Origin of the sequence: Leclercia adecarboxylata (assembly GCF_006171285.1) — a bacterium.
Classification (GTDB): Bacteria; Pseudomonadota; Gammaproteobacteria; order Enterobacterales; family Enterobacteriaceae; genus Enterobacter; species Enterobacter barmai.
Genome location: NZ_CP040889.1, coordinates 3,084,368 through 3,106,374, shown reverse-complemented (window position 1 = coordinate 3,106,374; position 22,007 = coordinate 3,084,368). Strand labels below are relative to the sequence as shown.

20 protein-coding genes and 1 pseudogene are annotated in these 22,007 nt (G+C 57.8%); 5 read left to right on the top strand and 16 right to left on the bottom strand.

What is annotated here, in order from left to right:
- Positions 1–4: 4 nt before the first annotated feature.
- From adrA to FHN83_RS16555, 6 genes and pseudogenes are all read right to left on the bottom strand, one after another.
- Positions 5–1,105 (bottom strand): diguanylate cyclase AdrA, encoded by a 1,101-nt coding sequence (adrA, locus tag FHN83_RS16580; protein WP_138370678.1) that lies wholly within the window; start codon positions 1,103–1,105, stop codon positions 5–7.
- 105 nt (positions 1,106–1,210) lie between these two features.
- Complete coding sequence (gene psiF / locus FHN83_RS16575) at positions 1,211–1,531, bottom strand: phosphate starvation-inducible protein PsiF (RefSeq protein WP_139564413.1); 321 nt, start codon at positions 1,529–1,531, stop codon at positions 1,211–1,213.
- Between the two features lie 153 nt (positions 1,532–1,684).
- Positions 1,685–1,959, bottom strand: a pseudogene (locus FHN83_RS28620) (alkaline phosphatase); the annotation flags it as partial.
- Positions 1,960–2,057: 98 nt separating this feature from the next.
- Positions 2,058–2,318: an anti-adapter protein IraP gene (gene iraP, locus FHN83_RS16565; RefSeq protein ID WP_039031467.1), complete on the bottom strand. Its 261-nt coding sequence runs from the start codon at positions 2,316–2,318 to the stop codon at positions 2,058–2,060.
- Between the two features lie 239 nt (positions 2,319–2,557).
- Entirely contained in the window at positions 2,558–3,781 is a 1,224-nt protein-coding gene (locus tag FHN83_RS16560) for a multidrug efflux MFS transporter (protein WP_139564412.1), read from the bottom strand.
- A gap of 133 nt (positions 3,782–3,914) precedes the next feature.
- Positions 3,915–4,634: an extensin family protein gene (locus FHN83_RS16555; RefSeq protein WP_139564411.1), complete on the bottom strand. Its 720-nt coding sequence runs from the start codon at positions 4,632–4,634 to the stop codon at positions 3,915–3,917.
- Positions 4,635–4,740: 106 nt separating this feature from the next.
- Between FHN83_RS16555 and ddlA the strand changes: the two genes are divergently transcribed.
- Positions 4,741–5,841: a D-alanine--D-alanine ligase gene (ddlA, locus tag FHN83_RS16550; protein WP_139565448.1), complete on the top strand. Its 1,101-nt coding sequence runs from the start codon at positions 4,741–4,743 to the stop codon at positions 5,839–5,841.
- On the opposite strand, the gene FHN83_RS16545 is transcribed toward ddlA, so the two are convergent.
- A complete protein-coding gene (locus FHN83_RS16545; protein ID WP_039031465.1) occupies positions 5,838–6,056 on the bottom strand; it encodes a DUF2754 domain-containing protein in 219 nt (72 codons plus the stop codon). The genes ddlA and FHN83_RS16545 overlap by 4 nt on opposite strands.
- 246 nt (positions 6,057–6,302) lie before the next feature.
- Between FHN83_RS16545 and FHN83_RS16540 the strand changes: the two genes are divergently transcribed.
- Positions 6,303–6,605, top strand: a complete 303-nt coding sequence (locus FHN83_RS16540) for a DUF2755 family protein (protein WP_039031464.1) — start codon at positions 6,303–6,305, stop codon at positions 6,603–6,605.
- Here the strand turns inward: FHN83_RS16540 and FHN83_RS16535 are convergent.
- Positions 6,602–7,702 carry a DUF1615 domain-containing protein gene (locus FHN83_RS16535; protein WP_039031463.1) on the bottom strand — a complete coding sequence of 367 codons (1,101 nt, stop codon included), beginning with the start codon at positions 7,700–7,702 and terminating at the stop codon, positions 6,602–6,604. The genes FHN83_RS16540 and FHN83_RS16535 overlap by 4 nt on opposite strands.
- A 14-nt stretch (positions 7,703–7,716) precedes the next feature.
- Positions 7,717–8,937: a peptide antibiotic transporter SbmA gene (gene sbmA / locus FHN83_RS16530; protein ID WP_039031462.1), complete on the bottom strand. Its 1,221-nt coding sequence runs from the start codon at positions 8,935–8,937 to the stop codon at positions 7,717–7,719.
- Between the two features lie 287 nt (positions 8,938–9,224).
- On the opposite strand from sbmA, the gene ampH reads away from it, so the two are divergent.
- Positions 9,225–10,382 (top strand): D-alanyl-D-alanine-carboxypeptidase/endopeptidase AmpH, encoded by a 1,158-nt coding sequence (gene ampH, locus FHN83_RS16525; protein WP_039031461.1) that lies wholly within the window; start codon positions 9,225–9,227, stop codon positions 10,380–10,382.
- Between the two features lie 3 nt (positions 10,383–10,385).
- Here ampH and FHN83_RS16520 read toward each other — a convergent pair whose 3' ends face one another.
- Both FHN83_RS16520 and FHN83_RS16515 read right to left on the bottom strand, forming a co-directional pair.
- Complete coding sequence (locus FHN83_RS16520) at positions 10,386–11,012, bottom strand: helix-turn-helix domain-containing protein (RefSeq protein WP_039031460.1); 627 nt, start codon at positions 11,010–11,012, stop codon at positions 10,386–10,388.
- Between the two features lie 65 nt (positions 11,013–11,077).
- Positions 11,078–13,852, bottom strand: a complete 2,775-nt coding sequence (locus FHN83_RS16515) for an autotransporter outer membrane beta-barrel domain-containing protein (protein ID WP_139564410.1) — start codon at positions 13,850–13,852, stop codon at positions 11,078–11,080.
- A 528-nt stretch (positions 13,853–14,380) separates the two neighbouring features.
- On the opposite strand from FHN83_RS16515, the gene hemB reads away from it, so the two are divergent.
- Positions 14,381–15,355, top strand: coding sequence for a porphobilinogen synthase (gene hemB / locus FHN83_RS16510; RefSeq protein ID WP_139564409.1), 975 nt, complete (start codon positions 14,381–14,383; stop codon positions 15,353–15,355).
- Positions 15,356–15,472: 117 nt separating this feature from the next.
- Positions 15,473–17,161, top strand: coding sequence for a lysophospholipid acyltransferase family protein (locus FHN83_RS16505; protein WP_139564408.1), 1,689 nt, complete (start codon positions 15,473–15,475; stop codon positions 17,159–17,161).
- Between the two features lie 181 nt (positions 17,162–17,342).
- Here the strand turns inward: FHN83_RS16505 and tauD are convergent, their stop codons facing one another.
- From tauD to FHN83_RS16475, 5 genes are all read right to left on the bottom strand, one after another.
- Positions 17,343–18,194: a taurine dioxygenase gene (tauD, locus tag FHN83_RS16500; RefSeq protein WP_139564407.1), complete on the bottom strand. Its 852-nt coding sequence runs from the start codon at positions 18,192–18,194 to the stop codon at positions 17,343–17,345.
- Positions 18,191–19,018 carry a taurine ABC transporter permease TauC gene (gene tauC / locus FHN83_RS16495; RefSeq protein WP_039032433.1) on the bottom strand — a complete coding sequence of 276 codons (828 nt, stop codon included), beginning with the start codon at positions 19,016–19,018 and terminating at the stop codon, positions 18,191–18,193. Before tauC ends, tauD begins: the two co-directional genes overlap by 4 nt.
- The gene (gene tauB / locus FHN83_RS16490) at positions 19,015–19,782 is read right to left on the bottom strand and encodes a taurine ABC transporter ATP-binding subunit (protein WP_139564406.1); all 768 of its coding nucleotides are present in this window, start codon (positions 19,780–19,782) and stop codon (positions 19,015–19,017) included. The genes tauC and tauB overlap by 4 nt, the downstream gene beginning before the upstream one ends.
- Positions 19,783–19,792: 10 nt before the next feature.
- Complete coding sequence (gene tauA / locus FHN83_RS16485) at positions 19,793–20,755, bottom strand: taurine ABC transporter substrate-binding protein (protein ID WP_039032435.1); 963 nt, start codon at positions 20,753–20,755, stop codon at positions 19,793–19,795.
- A 523-nt stretch (positions 20,756–21,278) separates the two neighbouring features.
- A complete protein-coding gene (locus FHN83_RS16475; protein ID WP_039032436.1) occupies positions 21,279–21,728 on the bottom strand; it encodes a hypothetical protein in 450 nt (149 codons plus the stop codon).
- Positions 21,729–22,007 lie beyond the last annotated feature (279 nt).

The window sequence follows — 22,007 nt, the reverse complement described above, 5'->3', positions numbered from 1 at the left end:
GACGTTATGCGGCCACCTCGGTGCGGTTCCGTCCGGCATTTTTCGCTTTATAGAGTGCGATATCCGCCGCTTTCAGCCACTCCTGGTAATGCACCATCGACGTCGTTAGCGGCGCAACCCCGACGCTGATGCACAGCTTTACCTGCGGCGCACCCGGCAGGCGCAGTTCCGCCAGCCGTTCATGGACCCGCGACATCGCCGCAATGGCGCTTTCCGCAGGCGTCCCGCTCATGATCACCGCGAACTCATCCCCGCCAAAACGGCCAATCATATCGCTGGCGCGTAACGTCAGCTGAAGCTGGCGGGTCACGGCGATAATGGCCTGATCGCCGACGTCGTGGCCCCAGGTGTCGTTAATGCCCTTAAAGTGATCGATGTCGATCAGCAGCATCGTCGCACTCCGGTGGTAGCGACGGCAGTTTTCAAACTCCGTGCGCAGCAGCACTTCCCAGTGGCGACGGTTAAATACCCCTGTCATCCCGTCCAGCGTGCTCATCAGCTCCAGCCGCCGCTTATGCTCCACCAGACTGTTGGTAGTATGGAAACTGACCCAGGCAAACAGCATCGGATAACCCACAATGACCGGCAGCGCGAGCCAGATTTCCAGCGGGGCGCTGACGAAGGCCAGCGGCACGTGCATCATTTGCAGGGTTACCAGCGCCGACAGCGCGGTCATTAACGCGCCTGTGGCGTAAAGCCGGATGCCCCCCACGCCCATCAGGTTCATGCTCATCATCATGATCAGCGCCGCGCTGGGCATGGCGTTGAAGCCCATCAGCCCAATCCACACCCCGGCCATAATGGCGTCAATTTTGAGGTTGAACATCTCATTATGATGAGGATCCGCCGAGCGCATCGCTAATTGCCAGGCCAGGTGCGGCCAGACGAACGCCCATCCCACCAGCAGTAGCCACCAGAGGCCGTTCGCCGGCAGTGCGGCCAGCATGCTGCCAATCGGGAAGAAAAGAATAGCCAGACCCACAGCACGGGGTAAACGTAACCGGCGGGCCAGACGGATGCCTTCGCGGTGATGTTCATCCGCGGATCGCGCCTGGTTTATACCCTCACGGGCATAGGCTTTAGTGTAAAAGTTCTCATCATTCATGGGCATTGGGAATACTCAATAGTATTTTCCCAAATTATAGAAAGGCTTATCTGGCGCTAAGTATGATATTTCGGGTGAGCCAGACGAAGCGCTCACCCTTTTGAACTAGCCGGTTTTCTTCAGGCAGGCGCTCATGAACTTATTACGGTCATCGCCTTTGAGCGATTGTTGCGTCGCCTGGGAGTTACATTCACGCATTCTTTGCTGTTGCGGCGTCAGGCTTTTTTCGTTGGGTTTAGAAGAGGCGTTTTTCAGGCAATCGCTCATGTAGGTCTTACGGGAGTCGCCTTTCAGCGCCTGGGCGGTCGCCTGTTGGTTGCAGGTAGTCATGCGTTGCTGCTGCGGGGTGAGCTGTTTATCCTGCGCCCCCGCCGGGGTGAGAGAAAACAGCTCAAGGAGCAGCGTGACCAGCAGTGTGATTTTCATAGCACTTTCCTTCTGTGAATGATCTCCTTAAGTCTGGTCCGTGTTGATAAAAAAACCACCCGGCGGGATATTTTCCCGTCGGGCAGCCAGTTTATATCAGCCCTGATGCGGCATCGCTCACCAACTGATAGCCACGGGCCTGAGCCTGCACGCGCCTGCCCCTTCGGCATAATTTCGTTCCGCGATTATTTCGGAATCGACCATTCCGTCGCCAATCAGCAGAATAATATTTTGGGCTGGCTTATCATTTAATGACGCGCGAATTGCGGCGGTCTGAACTTCCGTCAAACGACGAGCCCCGCCGGGCCAGGTGATATCCCCTGGGCAGCACGATTAACAAGCACCGTAGTGGATGCGACATTTTCAGCATAAATAGTGAGGGTAAACAGCTGAGGGAGTAATGCAATATAAAATGCGCTCTGTTTCACTTATTTTCTCCATGGAGAAATACATGAAAAATAAAACAGAGCGACTACAGGCAACCGACGTGACGTTTCTATGACAATAACTTAAGTCAGATAACCGTTCAGCTGCGCGGGTGCCGTAGCAGCTTTTTTACGTATTGCTGCAGCATCTCGCTATCCTGGGCCGGTACCTCCGCATCTGGTCGGGCCTCATCCAGCGCGCCTTCCACGCTTTTGATCAACGCCTGCTGATCGCTTTGCGCCATCTGGCGTAACAGTGCGGTGACCACAATTTCCAGTGCCTCAACCTGAGCCACCAGCTCTTTTGACTCTTCTTCCTTTTCTGCCAGCTTCACCAACAACTCTGCAATGAGATTTTTCACAGCGCTATTTCCTTATCAGTTTTTTTCGACGTTATCATTATGTCTGATGCTTGCAAAGTGGGTAAAAGTACTATTTTTAAGCAAACCCCACATGCATCATAAAATAGTATCTCTGGGTGCGTGATAAGACGTGCTTTAAATTAAATTTAATTCTTTCTTAGCAGAATAATTAAAATGAAGAACCACCATTTCACATTTATGATAATGGCGGTCAGATCACACTATATTATACAACAACATTAAAGACGCTTTGCCGCCTGAGTCCGGGCTTCCCGCAGGCGGCGCTGGCGCATCGCCCATGCCAGTTGCAGAATATTCACCAGCACCACCACCGCGGTGGCGGCAAATACCCAGCGGAATCCGGCCATCGCCGAAACCGCGGCCCCCATCAGCGGACCGGCCACGTTCCCCAGATACATAAACGACTGGTTATAGCCGAAGATGCGCCCGGTGACCCGATCGCTGGAGTACTTGATCAGCAGGGTCTGCACGGCGGGCAGCATGGCGCCATCAGCAAAGCCGAGTAAAAAGCGCAGCACGCCAAGCTGCAACGGGGTGGTGACAAAGGACATGGCGAAAAAGAGCACCACCGCCACGATAAGCGTCGCCATCAGAATACGGCCCGTGCCGATGCGATCCCCGAGCTTGCCGAGCCGTGGAGCGGACATTAACGCAGAAATCCCCGGCACGGCGGCAATCATCCCGCTGAGGAAGGCAATATTGTTACTCTCGGGCGCCATCGACTGAATAAACAGGGCGAGGATCGGCCCCACCGAGCCGTTGCAGAGCTGGATCACCATGGTGGTGACGAACAGGCTGATCATCAGCCTCGGATAAGGGAGCGAGGCAAATACCGCCTTGCCGCTCAGCCGCTCCGCCTTGCTCACGGTCGGGCGCGCCCCCTCTTTAATCAGAAACAGCGTCACCAGAAAACTGATCACCAGCAGGACGGCGGTGATGACGAACACCGCGCGCAGCCCCACGTGGTCTGCCAGGAATCCGCCCATCAGCGGACCGCCAATCACCCCGCTGATCTGCGCCGTCGACAGAGTGCTGATGGCCCAGCCGCTACGCTCCCGGGGCACTTGGGAGGCCACCAGCGCCATCGCATTCGGAATATAGCCGGAGGTGAGCCCCATCAGAGCGCGCAGCAGGAACAGCTGCCAGACGTTGGTGGCAAACGCCTGCAGCAGGATGGCAATCGCCATCCCCAGCGAGGCGCGCAGCAGCATCAGCTTGCGCCCTTTGCGATCCGCGAGGCTGCCCCACATGGGCGAGACGATGGCCGACACGAGAAACGTGACGCTGAAGACCAGCCCTGACCACATCGACAGCGCCTCGTGGGACGAGACGCCAAGCTGAGACACATACAGCGGCAAAAACGGCAAAATCTGACTGATGGCAAGGCCGGTGAAAAAACAACCAAACCAGACCGAGATGAGGTTAACCTTCCACGATTCCATAGGCGGGTACTGTCTTCATATTACGTAAATTCGTTATCAGATTAGCAAGTTACGTTGCGCCGTTAGTTGTCAGAGATGCGCCTGACGCGACTTCGGTGTTTTATCTTCCCAGTCATCATATTTGTGAAATATGTCACATATTTTCGCCTTTTTGCTGGTGATTTATGCTTTGCGGGCAGTAGCCAAAACCGCGCATTCCCAGGTGAAAATGGTTGGCGTGGGCGGCGTTGTAATCCGGGCCGAGGGCATTGCCGAAGTAGCCGCAGCTGGCGCTGAGCAGCGCCCGCAGCCAGGGTTCGGTTCGGGCGTTCTTCCAGCCGCGCAGGACCGAAATTCGCTGACCGTTTTCCAAGGTAAATCCGCTGATGTCCAGCGCCTCGGCGGTGGCATGCTCGCTGCGCCGGGCGTTGGGACGGTGATAGATGTTCCGGCAGGCAAAACTGCCGAAATGGTCGATACGCGAAAGGCTGCTTCCCATCAGGCTTTGGGTCAGCGGCCGGGCCTGTTGATCAACGAACAGCGCCGTACTGAGCGCCAGCGGGCAGCTGGCCAGAAAGCTGCTGCTGAGGCTGACGTGGCCAAAACTGCGCACCCGCACCACGTCGCTCAACGAACACTCTCCCGTGCTGTCGGCTACCGCCTGGGTGCGGATCAGCTGGCGCGCATTGGCCTGGGCCAGCAGCACGTCACAATGCTCGGGCGTCAGGCGACGGAGCTTAAACTGGGTCAGGGTGCCGGGGGGATCGTCGAGGGTGAGCGGCGCAAAAGGATTGTAATAAGACGGCAGCCAGCGATAGCCCGCCACAGCCGCAACAATCAGTATCAGACAGATAATCAGGCTTTTTCCTTTCACTCACCCCCCTTTGCGATGTGTCAAAAACATTATGGCAGAAGGCGGCGAATCCCGCCGGGCATCGTGATATGGTAAGCGTTTTGAGTCAGAGTGGATGAACGAAGTGATGGCGAAGTTGCGGGTAGGTATTGTCTTTGGGGGAAAATCAGCAGAGCACGAAGTGTCGCTGCAATCGGCCAAAAATATCGTTAACGCGATTGATAAGAGCCGCTTTGAAGTCGTGCTGTTGGGTATTGATAAACAGGGCCAGTGGCACATTAACGACGAGCAGGGCTATCTGCTCAACGCTGACGATCCGGCGCGCATTGCGCTGAACCCGTCTGAAATCAGCGTTGCCACCGTACCGGGCGTAGTACAGGGCCAGCTGATCGACGCCGGCACCGGCCAGACGCTTTCACAGCTCGACGTTATCTTCCCGATTGTCCACGGCACGCTGGGCGAAGATGGCTCCCTGCAGGGGATGCTGCGCATGGCCAACCTGCCGTTCGTCGGCTCCGATGTGCTCGGTTCCGCCGCCTGTATGGATAAAGACGTCACCAAACGCCTGCTGCGCGATGCCGGGCTGAACGTGGCGCCGTTTGTCACCCTCACCCGCGCCAACCGCGAGCAACACACCTTTGCCGATCTCAGCGCCCGCTTTGGCCTGCCGCTGTTCGTCAAGCCGGCTAACCAGGGCTCTTCCGTTGGCGTCAGCAAGGTGAACAGCGAAGCGCAGTTCAGCGAAGCGGTGCGTCTGGCGTTCACCTTCGATCACAAAGTGGTGGTTGAGCAGGGAATTAAAGGGCGTGAGATTGAGTGTGCGGTGCTGGGCAATGATTTTCCGCAGGCCAGCACCTGCGGCGAAGTGGTGCTGAACAGCGAGTTCTACTCTTACGACACCAAATACATCGATGACAAGGGCGCACAGGTGGTGGTCCCTGCGGCGCTGGATGCTGAGGTTAACGACGCGATCCGCGCGATTGCCATCGAAGCGTATCAGGCGCTGGGGTGCCGCGGCATGGCGCGCGTCGACGTCTTCTTAACGGCGGATAACAGCGTGGTGATCAACGAGATCAACACCCTGCCCGGCTTCACCAACATCAGCATGTACCCGAAACTGTGGCAGGCCAGCGGCCTGAGCTATCCGGATTTAATCACCCGCCTGATTGAACTGGCGCTGGAGCGGCATGCCGCTGACAGCGCGCTGCAGATTTCAGTGAGCGGTTAATCCGCGTCGTTCGCCGTCGTCTCTTCCGGGCGGCGGCGAATGATAAACCCCGCCAGCCAGAAGCTGACCACCCAGGTCACCAGCCCCACCGCATAGGTTTGCCAGCCCTTCGCTTCGAAGCCCAGCAGTCCTACCACCCCATTCAGAATAAAGATCAGCCCAATAGCAAAAGCATAGAAGTGCCAGTCACGGCGAATTTTGGCAGGCAGTTTCATGGTCGCTCCAGAAGAAAAAATCTATCCTCGCACAGTTTTGTCGCCAGGTCTGCGGCGTATGCGGAAAATCTGAAATGAGAGTGAATTTCACTTAAGTAAAAAATCTGTGATGCGCGGCAGAAATTGGTAAACCAGGAGAATTCCCCAGGCCAAATTACCATCATTCCGATATTGACAACGGCAATGTGCTGTCAAACTTGACGTGTACAACAGGCACATAGCCAGTCAGAACACTCGGAGGTATTTATGGCAGACTTCACTATGCCGAAGCCCATCTTCAGCACCAGACAACCCAAAACCTCCACGGCGGGTAATATTGCTTACGCGCTGTTCGTGCTGTTCTGCTTCTGGGCAGGTTCGCAATTACTGAACATTCTGGTGCATGCGCCAGGGGTCTACGAACATCTGATGCAGGTCGAAGACAGCGGCCGTCCGCGGGTGGAAATTGGCCTGGGCGTCGGCACCGTCTTCGGACTGATCCCCTTCCTTGTCGGTCTGGTAGTGTTAGGCGCCGTTGCCGTCGTGGTGCGCTGGCGCCGCTACCGTTAATTCAGCGCCATACATTTCGCCCGGCGATCGTCAACGCGCTGGGCAAACCAGGCCGTGGTCAGATTGCGGGTGATTTTCGGACTCTCAAGCTGGATCCCCGGCAGCATCGCCCTCGGTAACGTCTTTCCGCTCTTCTGCTCCGCCAGTTTATACACCCGCTCATACAGTTCAGTTTTCTCAAACGCCAGGCTGTCGCCCTTTCTCAGCTGCTGACGAATTTCGCTCTCGCTCATATCCAGCTTGCTGGCCAGCTTGCGCACCGCCAGCTCCGTTTTGCCTGCCTCGTTGCTGCCATAGACAATCAGGTCGCCATCCAGCGCCAGCTTCACGCCGCTGGCGCGGCTGACGGCATTCTGGAACGCTGCATTGCGGCTGGCATACCAGCCAGCGTTAAAGTCAGCAAAGCGGTAGAGCGGCACCGTATAGCTGGTGGGGTAGTTCAGCAGATGGTAGGTGCCAAACCAGAGTCCGCCGCGCAGGGAGAAGACCTCCTGGCGAACCGTGTTTTCGATTTTCCACGGATAGCCGTCGGTATGCTTTTCAGCAAAGGCGATACTCACCTGCATTGGCCCGCCGGTATGCACCGGGTTGAGGGAGCCAAACAGGGTCTGCCCCATCGGCACCGTACCGATCATGTCATCGAAGATGGCGCTCAGCTGCTTTTCGGTTTTCACCGCATCCAGCCGCTCGCTGTAGCTTTTGCCGTTCGGGGAGGTGATTTTCAAAGCGGTATGCACCAGGAACGTCGGGATATGCAGCTTTTCGGCGCGCCGGTCGATCTCTTTCCAGGCGATTTTGTTCAGCCCGGGCACCGCCGGGTCGGACTGATAGAGCGACTCCTGCTGCGCCACCGCCAGCACCGAGCAGATGTTCTCCTCGGTGGGGGCGATCTTCTGGCTCTCAAAGGTTTTCGCCAGCGCCGAGGCCCACTGGTCCCGGTCTTTTACCGTGGCAGGCATTTTTTGCCGCACCACGCTTGCCACGTCGACGGGCTTTTCGCCCTTTTTCAGCGGCGCCGCCCCTTTCTCAGCACACCCGGCCAGCACCAGGGCGGCAAGCAGCGAAAGGGGTAACGCGCGCGGTACGGTAAAAGACATAGACACTCCCTGTATTAACCTAACGTATGGGTAACTTCCTGTAGATCCTGACCGTCCAGCTCACGTTCAAAACTGCGCAAACGTTTATAGATGGACATCAGCTCCACCAGCGTGGTCCACGAGCTGATCAGATACTGGAACGAGCCGCGTACCTGACCGAACACGTTAGTGATTTGCGTCATCAGACCGAGCGTAATGGTACCGGCCACAATCGACGGGAACAGCAGGAACAAACCGAAAACGTTATCCACCTGCAGGTAGAGGATGCGGGCAATGTTGAAGTACATGTAGTGGAAATAGAGACGGAAGTAGTTCCGGCGCACCGCGCCGAACAGCTCGCGCACCGTCGGCGGCGAGGCGCGGCTGGCATCGTCTTCGCCATAGACCAGCTCTTTACGGTAGGCCGCTTCGACGCGCTGGTTTTTGAACTCCAGCCCCGGCAGCTTGATCCCGACCACCGCCAGCAGACCGGTCCCCATCAGCGACCAGACAATCGCGGCGATCACCAGGCCATACGGCAGATGGCCGACAATCGGCAGATCCGGCACGTGTGCCGACAGGGTCACCAGCACCGGCAGGAAGGCGATCAGGGTCATGATAGCGTTGATAAAACTCACGCCCATATCCTCCAGGGTGGAGGCAAAGCGCATGGTGTCTTCCTGCACACGCTGGGCGGCACCTTCGATATGGCGCAGCTGCTGCCAGTGGGCCATATAATGTTCGTTCATCGCGGTACGCCAGCGGAACACGTAGTGGCTGACGAAGAAGTTATTCATCACGCCGATAATTACAGCGATCAGCGCGATGCCAAGGAAAATGCCTACCTCGTGATAAAACTGGTTGATGGTGACCTTATGCGGCGAGCTGAGCGCGGTCTGGATCAGGTCATAGAACGGCGCGTACCAGGCGTTGACCGCTACCCCCACTTCCACCAGAAACCAGGTGACGAAGATAATCAGCGCGGTGCCGAGAATCGACCAGTACTGCCAGCGGTGCGGCGAGTAGATAAACCAGAACAGGGCAAACGCCCCGACGCAGATCGCATAATAGGCGTAAAAGATCAGATAGCTACGGGACCAGAAACGCGCCGCGCTGATGGGTACATCGCCGGTAGCGCCAGCCAGACGCTCAATCCAGGCCCCACCACCCGCCTGCCAGAAAATGACTGCGATCAGAGCCCAAATAAAGGCCGAGAGAAAAAAGGGTCCCGGTTTTGGGAAAAACGACTTAAACATAACGCTTCCTTCTGGTTGTTATCTTTACTGCTGTGCACGACGGATTATCAGACCTGTCGGCCTGGTTTTAGTTCGCCGTCACCCGCCACCCGGGCGGAAAAGTGAATGAATCTGACAGGTATCATAAGCGCAATGTCACAAAACATGAGATCGGTAATCACGAAATTGTTCGTATTTACCCATGGTTACGTTTTTCACGCTATCGTTATGCTGTTCAGGCCTTTGCAATACGCCGATTAGTAGTATAAATACGCATACTTTTTTCATTCACTTCATGGATACTTTCGTTGAAACGTTGTCTGTTCCTCTCCGCCGCGCTGTATGCGGCCAGCCTCACCAGCGTGCAGGCTGTCGAGCCGATCGCCGATCCGGCTTTTGCCTCTGATGTGGTTGATCGCTACGCAAATCATATTTTTTACGGCAGTGGCGCAACGGGGATGGCTCTGGTAGCGATTGACGGCAACCAGCGCGTGTTCCGCAGCTTTGGCGAAACGCGCCCGGGCAACAACGTTCACCCGCAGCTGGATTCGGTGGTGCGCATCGCCTCCCTGACCAAATTAATGACCAGCGAGATGCTGGTAAAACTGCTCGATCAGGGCGTGGTCAGGCTCAACGATCCGTTAAGTAAATATGCCCCGCCGGGGGCTCGCGTGCCGACCTATCAGGGCGCGCCGATTACGCTCGTTAACCTCGCTACCCACACCAGCGCCCTGCCGCGCGAACAGCCGGGCGGCGCGGCGCATCGTCCGGTCTTCGTCTGGCCCACCCGGGATCAGCGCTGGAACTGGCTGTCGACGGCGACCCTGAAATCGACGCCGGGCACGCAGGCCGCCTACTCCAACCTGGCGTTTGACCTGCTGGCCGACGCGCTGGGCAACGCCGCCGGCAAGCCCTATGCGCAGCTGTTCGAAGAGCAGATCACCCGTCCGCTGGGGATGAAAGACACCACCTTTACTCCCTCCCCCGATCAGTGCAAACGCCTGATGGTGGCGGAAAAAGGGGCCAGCCCGTGTAACAACACTCTGGCGGCAGTGGGCAGCGGCGGGGTTTACTCCACGCCGGGTGACATGATGCGCTGGATGCAGCAGTTCCTCTCCTCGGATTTCTATTCGCGCAGCAACCAGGCCGACAGAATGCAGACCCTGATCTATCAGCGCAGCCAGTTAACGCGGGTGATCGGGATGGATGTGCCGGGCCGCGCGGACGCGCTGGGCCTTGGCTGGGTCTATATGTCGCCGAAAAACGGTCGTCCGGGGATTATCCAGAAAACCGGCGGTGGCGGCGGATTCATCACCTATATGGCGATGATCCCGCAGTCTAACGTGGGGGTATTCGTGGTGGTGACGCGCTCGCCGCTCACGCGTTTCGTCAACATGAGCGACGGCGTTAACCAGCTGGTGGTGGAGTTGAGCGAGAACAAACCGCAGGTTATTCCGGCATCCTGAGGCTTAATATTCAGCGGGCAAATGGTTGATACCGATCAGTTTGCCCCTTTCCATCATGATGTAGTTCCCCTGCCGCAGCGCCGCCAGCACTTCTGCCACCACCGAACGCGAAATGCGCGTGCGGCGCTGAATGTAGTTCATCACCCCCACCCGCATCCGCAGCCCCTCGTCCCACTGGGCCATGTCCAGCAGCGTGGAGCGGATCTGGCTGTAGGAGTTATTGCCTACCAGCTGTTTATCGCGGATCTCCATCATCCGGTGGTGCCAGGAGAGCCAGCAGAAGGCGTCGGACCACAGTCCGGCCTGCTGAATCAGCTGGCGGGCACTCGCCGCAGGCAGCCAGAAACCGGTACAGGGCGATTGCGTCACCAGCAGATATTCGGTGCTGCAGCCCATCATGCCGGCATTGAGCCCGAAGATATAAGGCGCGGCGACAATCTCTATCAGCAGGTCATCCTGCTGGCGGTGAATACTGAGCGTGCCCGACTGCAGCACCACTGCGTTGTCATTTTCTCGATCGCCCTCCCCGAAGAGAGGATGCATTGCGGGAAGTTTAAATGGCGTGCTGTGCGATGCCAGGCAATGTTCAAGTCGGGAGAACTCAGAAATGGGTTTTGCATAACGGTTCATGAGGCCTCAGATCATCCTTAACTGAGCTAAAAAACGGGGAGGCAAGCCTCCCCGCATCAGACGTATTACCAGGTGTATTTCACACCCAGGTTTGCGCCCCAGTTCTGATCGACATCACCCCCACCCAGGTAAGTCGCATCAGTGTAAGCACTGAAGTGTTTGGTGAAGCTGAACTGCGTCCCCAGCCCCACGCGAACCGCAGAGCCTTTCACGCCGTTGTCGATGTTGTCGCCGTTCACGCGCGCATCTTCACCGGCATCATCATAGACGTATGCCAGTTTGAAGAACGGCGTCAGCGCCTGATCGTCGCCATAACCGAAGGTGTAACCCGCGTCGAAACCGGCCTCATAACGCATGCTGTCGTAAGACTGGCTGCCCACGCGCATATCGTTGCTCAGACGGTAGTCGTCGCCAGACTGGAACAGCCCGGAGATAGCCGCGTACGGTGTCAGGTAACCGGCCGTGTTCGGTTTCCAGTCGTAGCCCAGCTTCAGGCCAAAGCCCCAGGCATCGGTCGTGGTGTTGCCATCGACGTACTTGCCATCACTCATGGTCGCAGAGAGATCGTTATTGAAGCGCGAGTAGCTCAGGGAGCTGTCGAGGAAGATCGCGTTCTCAAAGCGCGCCGCGGAGTAGACCATGGCGGTCTGGCTGTCCTGATCCACCTGGCCGGTACGATCGCTCATATCGCCTTTGGCAAAGCCCGCTGCCGCACCAAAGATCCAATCGGCGTTGTTGCCATCAATCCAGGTATCGAGACCCACCATGATGCCGCTGACGTCCTGATCGTAGTGGATCGTGCCGTTATCGCCGTCGAAGTTACCGCCGACAAGGCTTACCCACGCGCCGCCGTTGTCCTTCAGGCCTTGACGGCTGTTGGTCAGACGGGTAGAGAGCGCATCCTGCTGCAGATGCCAGATATTGGTGTTGGCTGATGGAATGCTCAGGGCCATGTTGGCGTAATCGGTCAGACGCTCCTGATGCAGCACCACGGTGTCGCCCTGCTGCTGCGCCTGGTAAGTGTAAGCACCGAGATCCGCTTTATTGGCCGCGGTAAAGCTAAACCGGGTATCCGCGTTGTTGTCGTAAACGCGAACGATCTCGTTATTGTTATAGTCGGCAACTGAACCCGCCCCGGTCGCGTTATCCAGACGCACGTTGTAGTTACCGGAGACTTCACCGTTCACCGCCAGATGCCCGTCAGAATTGAGGGCAATCACCCCGTAATCGTACTCAGCATGGTGGATATCGTCAGAGACATAGCGGGCGTTGTTCAGATCGGAATTGAACACGTAATCGCGGCTGGCAACGTTGAGCACGCCGCCGTCGGTCAGCACCATTCTGTGGGTATCCACCTGGCCCAGACCCAGCGCCAGTTCAGCCTGGTTATCAACGGTAATGGTGTTGGCGTACAGCCCGGCGGTTTCCTGAGTCAGGGTGAGCCGGCTGGCGCTGTCGAGATAGAGGCTGTCGGTCGCCACGTCACCGGAATCGCCGATGTTCATCGACGAGCGGTTGGTCAGGGTGATGCTGTCAGCCAGCAGGCCGGAGCTCTCGACGTTAACCTGCGAGCGGTTGTTAACGGTCAGGGTATCGATGTTGGACTGCTTACGGGTATCCCACTCTGAGCCGTTATCCAGCGCGACGTTGAACAGACCGCTCTGGTAAACCTGATTACCCACCAGATGGCCGTTGCTGTTGAACGTTGAGGCTGGCCAGATGCTGTTTGGCGACAGCGCACGCCAGTCGACGCTGCTGTAGCCCTGACCGTACATCTGACCCGGCCCGATGGCCTCCACGCTGGAGACCGCCGCGCCGACCCATTTGCTGCCGTTGGTCAGGGTCAGATCCAGTTTGTCGGTACCGTCCCAGCCGTTGGTGGTCGGGTTGTAGACGCCGTCAGCGGTGGTATCGGTGGCCGGATCGCCATTCGGATAGAAGTTGTTGTCGAAGGTGCTGGTGAACAGCACATCGCCGGTCAGGGTGGAGTGATCGAAGTTCGCCGTGGTGCGCATGGCGTTATCCGCGCTGCTGGCGGTGACGATCAGCGCCGCATCATCCGAGGCCGTGGCGTTGTTTTCGCCGTAATCGCTCGGTTTTGCCGACTGACCATAAAAACCGCTGGTGCCCAGATCGCTGTAGGCGCCTGAAGTGACGACAGAATCTTTCACCTGCAGGGTGTTGGTAAAGACGTGGCCGTTGTCCTCAATGCCGGTGACCGCGTCATACGGGGTGTTATCGAGCTGGTGATAGCCCTGGGTCAGGGTGATACCGGCCACGCGGGAGTTGTTCTGAATAACAATGTCCGACTCCACGTCGAGGGTGATGGCATTCCCCAGCGCGTAGGTATCCCAGTAGGTGGTGGTCGTGCTGCTGCCGCTTACCACGTCGTAAGCGTAATGCTCGTAAGTATCGTTGATGGTGGTATTGTCCACCGTCAGCGCAAAACGGTCGTACTGCTGGTGCGTCGTGCCGTCTGAATTCAGGCCGCTGGCACATTCAGTGGTCATGCACTTCGAGGTGATCATCCCGTTAATGGTGCTGTTGGAGACAGACAGGGCGTTGGCACGACCGCCTGCGCCATCGTCCAGGTAGTACGTTGAAATCACGCCGTTCACCGTGGACTTGTTGATGACAGGATAGATATCGCCATCGTGTGCCGCGGAAGAGTCATTCCAGTCGGAATATCCATTATACCAGGCCGAGGTGGCGGTATTATCGTAACCAAAGGTGTTGTAAGTAGTATCAGAAATATCCTTTGCATTGGCCTGAGAAGCGATAGCCAGCGTGCAGGCTAATGCAAGTTGAGATACAACAAATTTCTTTTTCCATGTTTGCATTGGGTCATCCCTCCTCAGGGACGTAAGCAAGTTTGTCCGTAAATACAGTGCAAATATATTGCGAGGCGAATTATGCAGTCTCGAAAGAAAATAGTTCAATGAATGCGGCAATTAAGTCCGGAAACATACAAAATAACCACAGCACTTTTTAAAATACAAAAAATAATAAAAAACAACTTTAATTACAGTATGTTATGTATATTCGAAAGAAAAATAAGGCGAGGCGAAAGATCATTGTTAATTATAAAATAAAAGAAAATAAGAGATAAAATAAATAAATAACAACCAGCAACTAACAGCATCAGCAAGGCAAGTTGAGATATTACCTGGATTCACTATATCCATGGCCCCGTAATTAATGCTCGCCGATAAAGCGTAAACTTATTTCAGGCGGAAAAACATATAAAGCAAAAATAATGCCGATTTTACCGCTGCGCACACTGTGGCCAAAACGACAACTTTAGTAAAACAGTCTGCGCGCATTTCGGTTACACTGCCTCTCTTTGATTCACCGACTTCAGGCATATCATGACCGATTTAATTGCTCGTCCCCGTCGCCTGCGCAAAACCCCGGCGTTGCGCGCATTATTTGAAGAGACAACCCTGTCCTTAAACGATCTGGTGTTGCCAATTTTTGTTGAAGAAGAGATCGACGACTACAAAGCCATCGATGCCATGCCGGGCGTGATGCGCATTCCTGAGAAGCACCTGGCGCGCGAAATTGAACGCATTGCCAACGCGGGCATCCGCTCAATCATGACCTTCGGCATCTCCCACCATACCGACGCTACCGGCAGCGATGCCTGGAAAGAGGACGGTCTGGTGGCGCGTATGTCGCGCATCGCCAAGCAGACCGTACCGGAAATGATCGTCATGTCCGATACCTGCTTCTGCGAATACACCTCCCACGGCCACTGCGGCGTGCTGTGCGATCACGGCGTGGACAACGACGCGACCCTGCTCAACTTGGGCAAACAGGCAGTCGTGGCCGCCGCAGCCGGCGCTGACTTTATCGCCCCCTCCGCGGCGATGGACGGCCAGGTGCAGGCCATTCGCCAGGCGCTGGACGCCGCCGGTTTCACCGACACGGCGATCATGTCCTACTCCACCAAGTTCGCCTCCTCCTTCTACGGCCCGTTCCGTGAAGCAGCCGGTACCGCGCTGAAGGGCGATCGCAAAACCTACCAGATGAACCCGCTGAACCGCCGGGAAGCGATCCGTGAATCGCTCCTCGACGAAGCCCAGGGCGCTGACTGCCTGATGGTTAAACCGGCTGGTGCCTATCTGGACATCCTGCGCGATATCCGCGAGCGCACCGAACTGCCGCTGGGCGCGTATCAGGTGAGCGGTGAGTACGCGATGATCAAGTTCGCCGCCCAGGCGGGTGCGATCGACGAAGAGAAAGTGATCCTCGAAAGCCTGGGTGCGATCAAACGCGCGGGCGCGGATCTGATCTTCAGCTACTTCGCGCTGGATCTGGCCGAGAAGAAAATCCTGCGTTAATCGCCAGTGCCGGGTGGGGCTTCGCCCTGCCCGGCCTGCGACAAACCTTCACCACACTGCAATACAACCGACATCTGGCGCTTCTACTGTCTTCGCAGAACAGGAGGAGGAGCCACCATGTTTAGTCTCGACAGCGTTCTCGATGACCTTTGGCCGCAGGCGAAACCTGCACCCTGGCAAAAAAGCCTGTTAAAGAAGCTCTTACACGAAGAAGAATTTCAGCAGTTTGCCGCCGACCACCGTCACCTGAAAGGGCTCGATATGGTGGAACAGGTTCTGGAACATCTTGATATCCTCTGCGCCATTCCCGCTCACGACCTCGAACAAATTCCCGCTCACGGTCCGCTGATTGTTATCGCTAACCACCCCACCGGGACGCTGGACGGCCTGGCGCTGCTGTATGCCATTTCCCGGGTGCGCCGGGACGTGAAAGTGGTCACCAACCGCATGCTGAGCCACCTGGAGCCGCTAAGCTCGCTGTTTATCCCGGTGGATAATCTGGGCGGACGCACGGCGAAGTCGTCGTTCACCCTGATGGAACAGCACCTGCAAAACGCCGGGGTGCTGATCTTCTTCCCGGCCGGGGAAGTTTCCCGCCCGACGCGCATCGGGATCCGCGATAAAAAGTGGCACCCCGGCTTTATCAAGCTGGCGGGCAAATTCCGCGCGCCGCTGCTGCCGGTGAACATCCACGCCCGTAACAGCCTGCTGTTTTATGCCAGCACCCTGCTCTCGCCGCAGCTGTCGATGCTTCTGCTGATGCAGCAGATGTTTCGCCGTCGCCACAGCCGCCTGCCGGTGAAAATCGGCCAGCAGATCGGCTGGAGCCACTGGTATAGCCCCACCCTTTCAGCCCGCGAGATGGCCGAACAGTGCCGCCAGCACGTGTTGCGCCTTGGCAAGGGGCTGTCAGGCGTGTTCAAAACCGAATCCGCCATTGCCCGCCCGGAAGATCGGGCCACCCTGAAGCGCGCCCTGACGCAGGCGGAGTGTCTGGGGACAACCGCCGATGGCAAAACCATCTGTCTGTGGCAGCGCAACGGCCAGGAAGAGGCGCCGATCCTGCGCGAGCTGGGTCGCCTGCGGGAGATCGCTTTTCGCGCGGTGGGGGAAGGCAGCGGAAAGCGGCGCGATACCGATCGCTATGACGATGACTATCTGCACCTGATTTTATGGGATGACGAGGATCTGGAGATTGTCGGCGCCTACCGCTTTATGCCGGGAGCCTTAAAGGGACGGGAGGCGCTCTACAGCCACAGCCTGTTTCACTACGATGACGAGATGCAGGCGATCCTCGATCACGGGATTGAACTGGGGCGCAGCTTTATTCAGCCGCGCTACTGGGGACGTCGCGGCCTCGACTATCTGTGGTCAGGAATTGGGGCCTATCTGGCACGCTATCCGCACTATCGCTACCTGTTCGGGCCGGTCTCCATCTCCGGCGGATTGCCCCCTGCCGCGCGGGATCTGCTGGTCGCCTTTTACCGGCTGTGGTTCCCGGCTACCCATCCGCTGGCGACCTCCCGCCGCCCGTATCCCGCCTCGTTGCCCGACGTGCTGGCGCAGTTTGGCGGCGAAGATTACGTGGAAGACCTCACCCGCCTGAAATCGCTGCTGGGCAACCTGGGATGCGGCATTCCGCCGCTCTATAAACAGTATTCCGAGCTGTGCGAGCCCGGCGGCGTGCAGTTTATCGATTTTGGCAGCGACCCGGCGTTCAACAACTGCATCGACGGCCTGGTGCTGGTGGATCTCTGTTACCTGAAAGCCAGCCGGTACCAGCGGTATATTGGGGCACATTTGTAGGTGTTGATGTCTCGTAGGCCGGGTAAGCGCAGCGCCACCCGGCAAAAACAGCGCACATTTGTCACGCCCGGTGGCGGCGACGCCTTACCGGGCCTACGGGAACTGGAAGGGAGAGGGAACAGTCAGGTGCCGTACAGGTTTTCTCCCTCGCCCCTTTGGGGAGAGGGTCGGGGTGAGGGGATCAGCCCGCACGGAAGAAAGGCTTATCCCCTAAAATCGTCGCCCGGTGCATAATCCGCCGCTGCGGCAAATAATCGGCATTGGCGTAATGCTGCGTCACCCGATTATCCCAGATCGCCAGATCGTTCTGCTGCCAGCGCCAGCGCACCTGGAATTCCGGCTTAGTGACATGCGCAAACAGGAAGGTTAGCAGCGCATCGCTCTCTTTCTCGCTCAGATCCACAATCCGCGTGGTGAAGCCTTCGTTGACGAACAGCGCCTGCTTGCCGCTCACCGGGTGGGTACGCACCACCGGGTGCAGCAGGGGCGGGTGTTTGGCCACTGCCTCCCGCCAGCGCTGATGCTCCTCTTCGGTTTTACGGTACTTATACTCCTGGAACGATTTCTTAAAATCGTGCTCCGCCCGCAGGCCGCTCAGCAGCTGACGGAACGGCGCGGATAACGCCTCAAATGCCGCAATTCCGCTGGTCCACAGGGTATCGCCCCCGCTCTCCGGCAGCAGTTTTGCCGCCAGAATCGCCCCGGCGGGCGGGGTCTCGATAAAGGTGACATCGGTGTGCCAGTTGTCGTTGTCCGGCGGATTATCGTTGTGGGTATCCAGGACGATAATCTCCTCTACCCCCTCGGCATGGGGATAGACCGGGTGGATATGCAGATCGCCAAACCGCTGCGCCAGCGCCCGCTGCTGCTGAGGCGTCACCGCCTGCTCGCGCAGGAACACCACCTGATGGCGCAGCACCGCGTGATACAACTGCTCAAACTGGTTATCGCTTAATGGCCGGGTCACATCCAGGCCGGAAATCTGCGCCCCAATGTACGGCCCCAGCGGGGTAATGGTCAGACGTTCACTCATTGTATCTCTCCATGCCAGGGCGTCAGGCGGCGCTGAAGCGCGCGCAGCCCCAGTTCTAATCCGAAGGCGATCACGGCGATCGCCGCGATCCCTGCCAGCACCACGTCCGTCGCCAGGAACTCCCCCGCCGACTGGACCATAAAGCCTAACCCGCGGGTGGCGGCGATGAGCTCAGCCGCCACCAGCGTCGACCAGCCAACCCCAAGGCCGATGCGCAGACCGGTAAGAATTTCCGGCAGCGCGCCGGGCAAAATCACAAACCACAGCACCTGGGCACGGCTGGCTCCCAGCGACTGCGCCGCACGGATCCGCACCTGCTGGGCGCTTTTGACCCCGGCCACCGCCGACATCGCCACCGGGGCAAAAATCGCCAGGTAGATGAGCAGGATCTTTGAGGTCTCGCCGATGCCAAACCAGATCACCATCAGCGGCAGATAGGCCAGCGGCGGCACAGGGCGGTATAGCTCAATCAGCGGATCGAGAATGCCGCGCACCGTCGGGCTTAAGCCCATCGCAATGCCCACCGGGATCCCGACGATCACCGCCGCCAGCAGGGCCACCAGAATGCGTCCCAGGCTGGCCGCCAGATGTTGCCACAGGGTGGCATCCATAAAACCTTGCGGACCGGCGATGGTGAACAGCTTCACCAGCACCTGGCCCGGCGGCGGCAGGAACAGCGGGCTGACCCACTGGGCCGCCGCTACCGCCCACCACACCGCCAGCAGCACCAGCAGGGTACTGAGGCTGAGGGTCAACTGGCGGGAAAGGGGCCAGCGCAGGGTCAGGCGTTTGCGCGCCGTTTTGTCATTCACCACAATGCTCATGAGAAGGCCTCCCGCTGTTCAAAGACGCGGCTCAGCACGTATTCGCGCCGGGCAATAAAATCGGGATCGGACTTGATGCTGCGCACCGGCTCCCCCGCCACAAAGCGGCGGGTAAAATTGAGCGGCAGGCGCTCCAGCACCCTTCCAGGCCCCGGCGACAGCAGCACCAGTTCGGTAGCCATAAACACCGCTTCTTCGATGTCATGGGTAATGAGCAGCACCTGCTTGCCGGTCTCGTGCCACAGGCGCAGGAGCAGGGTTTGCATCTGTTCCCGGGTGAAGGCATCCAGCGCCCCGAAGGGTTCATCCAGCAGCAACAGCTGCGGATTAGCCGCCAGCGCCCGGGCAATGCCGACGCGCTGACGTTGTCCGCCGGAGAGCTGCCAGATAAAGCGTTTTTCCGCCCCCTCCAGCCCCACCTTTTTCAGCATGTCCCGGGCGATCGCCAGCCGCTCTTCCCGTCCGGTGCCCGCCAGCTGCAGGCCAAAGGCGACGTTCTCCTGCACGTTACGCCACGGCAGCAGCCCTTCGTTCTGGAAGACCACGCCGCGCTCCGCGCCGGGGCCCTCCACCTTTTTTCCTTCCAGCTGAATGGTGCCGTGCTGATAAGGTACAAACCCGGCGATCAGATTCAGCAGCGTGGTCTTGCCGCAGCCGGACGGGCCGAGCACCACCAGCAGCTCGCCGCTGTCCAGCGTCAGGTTGATATCCTCCAGCGCAGGCTTGCCAGCGTAATCGGCAGACAGATTTGTAATATTCAGCATCCGGCCCCCCTTATTTCACGAAGCGATCGGTCACGTACTGGCTGTAATCTGCCGCCACCGCGGGCACTTTGCCCTGCTCTTTCAGGAACCCGGCGGTATCGACAATCGCTTTATTCACCGGCCCGGAGAGCTGCTGCACCTGCTGGGCAGGCGTCAGGTAGGTGTTGCCCTTCACCAGACCCGGCACGTCGGCCTCCGGCACGCCGCTCAGACGGGCGAGTTTCTCCAGGTTGGCGGGCTGTTTCAGCCACTCATCCGGGTTAGCAATGTAGGGCTGCTGGGCGTCGATGGCGCTTTTGGCGAAGGCTTTAACTACCTCCGGATGCTTCTCGGCGAAGTCTTTACGCACCACCCACACATCGAGGGTTGGTGAGCCCCACTGGCCGACCTGGGCGGAGTCGGTCAGCACGCTGCCGTCTTTCTCCAGCTCGTTAACCGCAGGGGACCAGACATACGCCCCGTCAATATCGCCACGCTGCCAGGCGGCAATAATCGCTGGCGGTTGCAGGTTGATAATTTCCACCTGACCCGGCTTGATCCCCCAGTGTTTCAGGGCGGCGAGCAGGCTGTAATGGGTGGTAGAGATAAAGGGCACTGCGATGCGTTTGCCGATCAGATCTTCGGGTTTGGTGATGTTTTTCTTCACTACCAGCGCTTCGGAATTCCCGAGCTGCGAGGCCAGAAGGAAAACTTCAATCGGCACCTGCTGGCTGGCGGCGACCGCCAGCGGGCTGGAGCCGAGGTTGCCAATCTGCACGTCGCCTGAGGCCAGGGCCCGCACGATGGCTGCGCCGCTATCGAACTTACGCCAGTCCACTTTGGCGCCGCTGGTTTTCTCGAAGGTCTTGTCTGCCTGGGCCACTTTGGCGGGCTCAGCGGAGGTTTGATACGCGACGGTGACGTCCACCGCCTGCGCCTGAAATGCCCACAGCGCAAGGGCGCCAAGTAAGGTGATACGCGATGAAATTGCCATGGTGTCTGCTCCCGTAGTTGTTATGGAGGCAGTATTTCCGGCGGCGGTATTTTGATAAAGGAATTAAAAAGCATCGTTAATGCCGAATCGTTTTTAGAAAAAAAGTGGCAATAGATAGTGAATTTTGTGCGGTCTGCATTGCCCGGCGGCACGGTTGGCCCCCTCTCCCTCGAGGGAGAGGGTTGGGGTGAGGGGGAGCATGCTACACCGGTGGTTGTTCCGTTCACTTCCAGTCCATTGCTTCTCTGTTACAACCGAACCCGTGAACGTGCCAGGGTGGCTCAATCGCCACCACCCTGGCTACCCGGGCTACCGGCAAGAAAATCGCCGCTTCGCGATTCCCTCAGCTTATTCCCTCCGGCTATCGGGTCGGGCACCAGCCTGCATCCCTGCAGGCTATGCCCTCTCGGCGCGTCCATGCGCCTCGCCCCGGCCTGCGGGAAACGCTTCGGCGATTTTCAGCCGGACCAGGTGTTGCTGTGAGTCGGTAAATGACTCAAGCATTTTCATCGCTCTTCGTGGGTTAATTTAAGGGGATTGTTCCCTCGTCTGTTCTGAGCCAGCGTGGCATTTTTAGCGTATCGGCATAGAAGCTGACCAGCTCATAAAGCAGATCCTTGATGACTCTTTCGGCTTCAGGTGGGAATGCACCGCTCATCAGATGCCGAGTCAGCTCCTGACAGTAACGGCCCAGTTGATCGGGTTCAGGGTCGAAGGCGGGCAGGCGTGTCGGTAAATCGTCTACGGTCAGGCTCGCTTTTAAATAGTCCGGCACGGGCTCCAGCAGCGTGGGTTGCAGCAGGGCCAGACAGGCGGAAAGTCGTCCGTAAAGGGCGAGTTTTTCAGTGGGAAGATCACATTCAACCAGCGCATCCATAAAGCGTTCGCAGTTGTCCGCCAGTTCGGTAAAAGACGTGCTGTGATTGAAGGGCAGGGTAAGTAATGCGTGAGTGTGGTTTAGGGTCGTAGCCATAAAGGCAGCCTCCGATGAATGATTTAATTAACCACCACCAGAGAGGTCAATCTCATGGGTGGCGGACTAAGCAGAGTTGACCTTACCGGCTTCATCGGATACCGGCGCACCTTGCGATGCCCCTACTCAGCCCACCATTGAGATGTAGCAGAGCGTACGACGCATCATTATACGTCGCCGATGAAGAAAGCAGGAGGTCAATCCCGACGCCTGATTTTGCAGACGCGTAAAAAAGATACCGCCATATCCATTCTATGTGAAGGGCTATTCCCGGAAGCA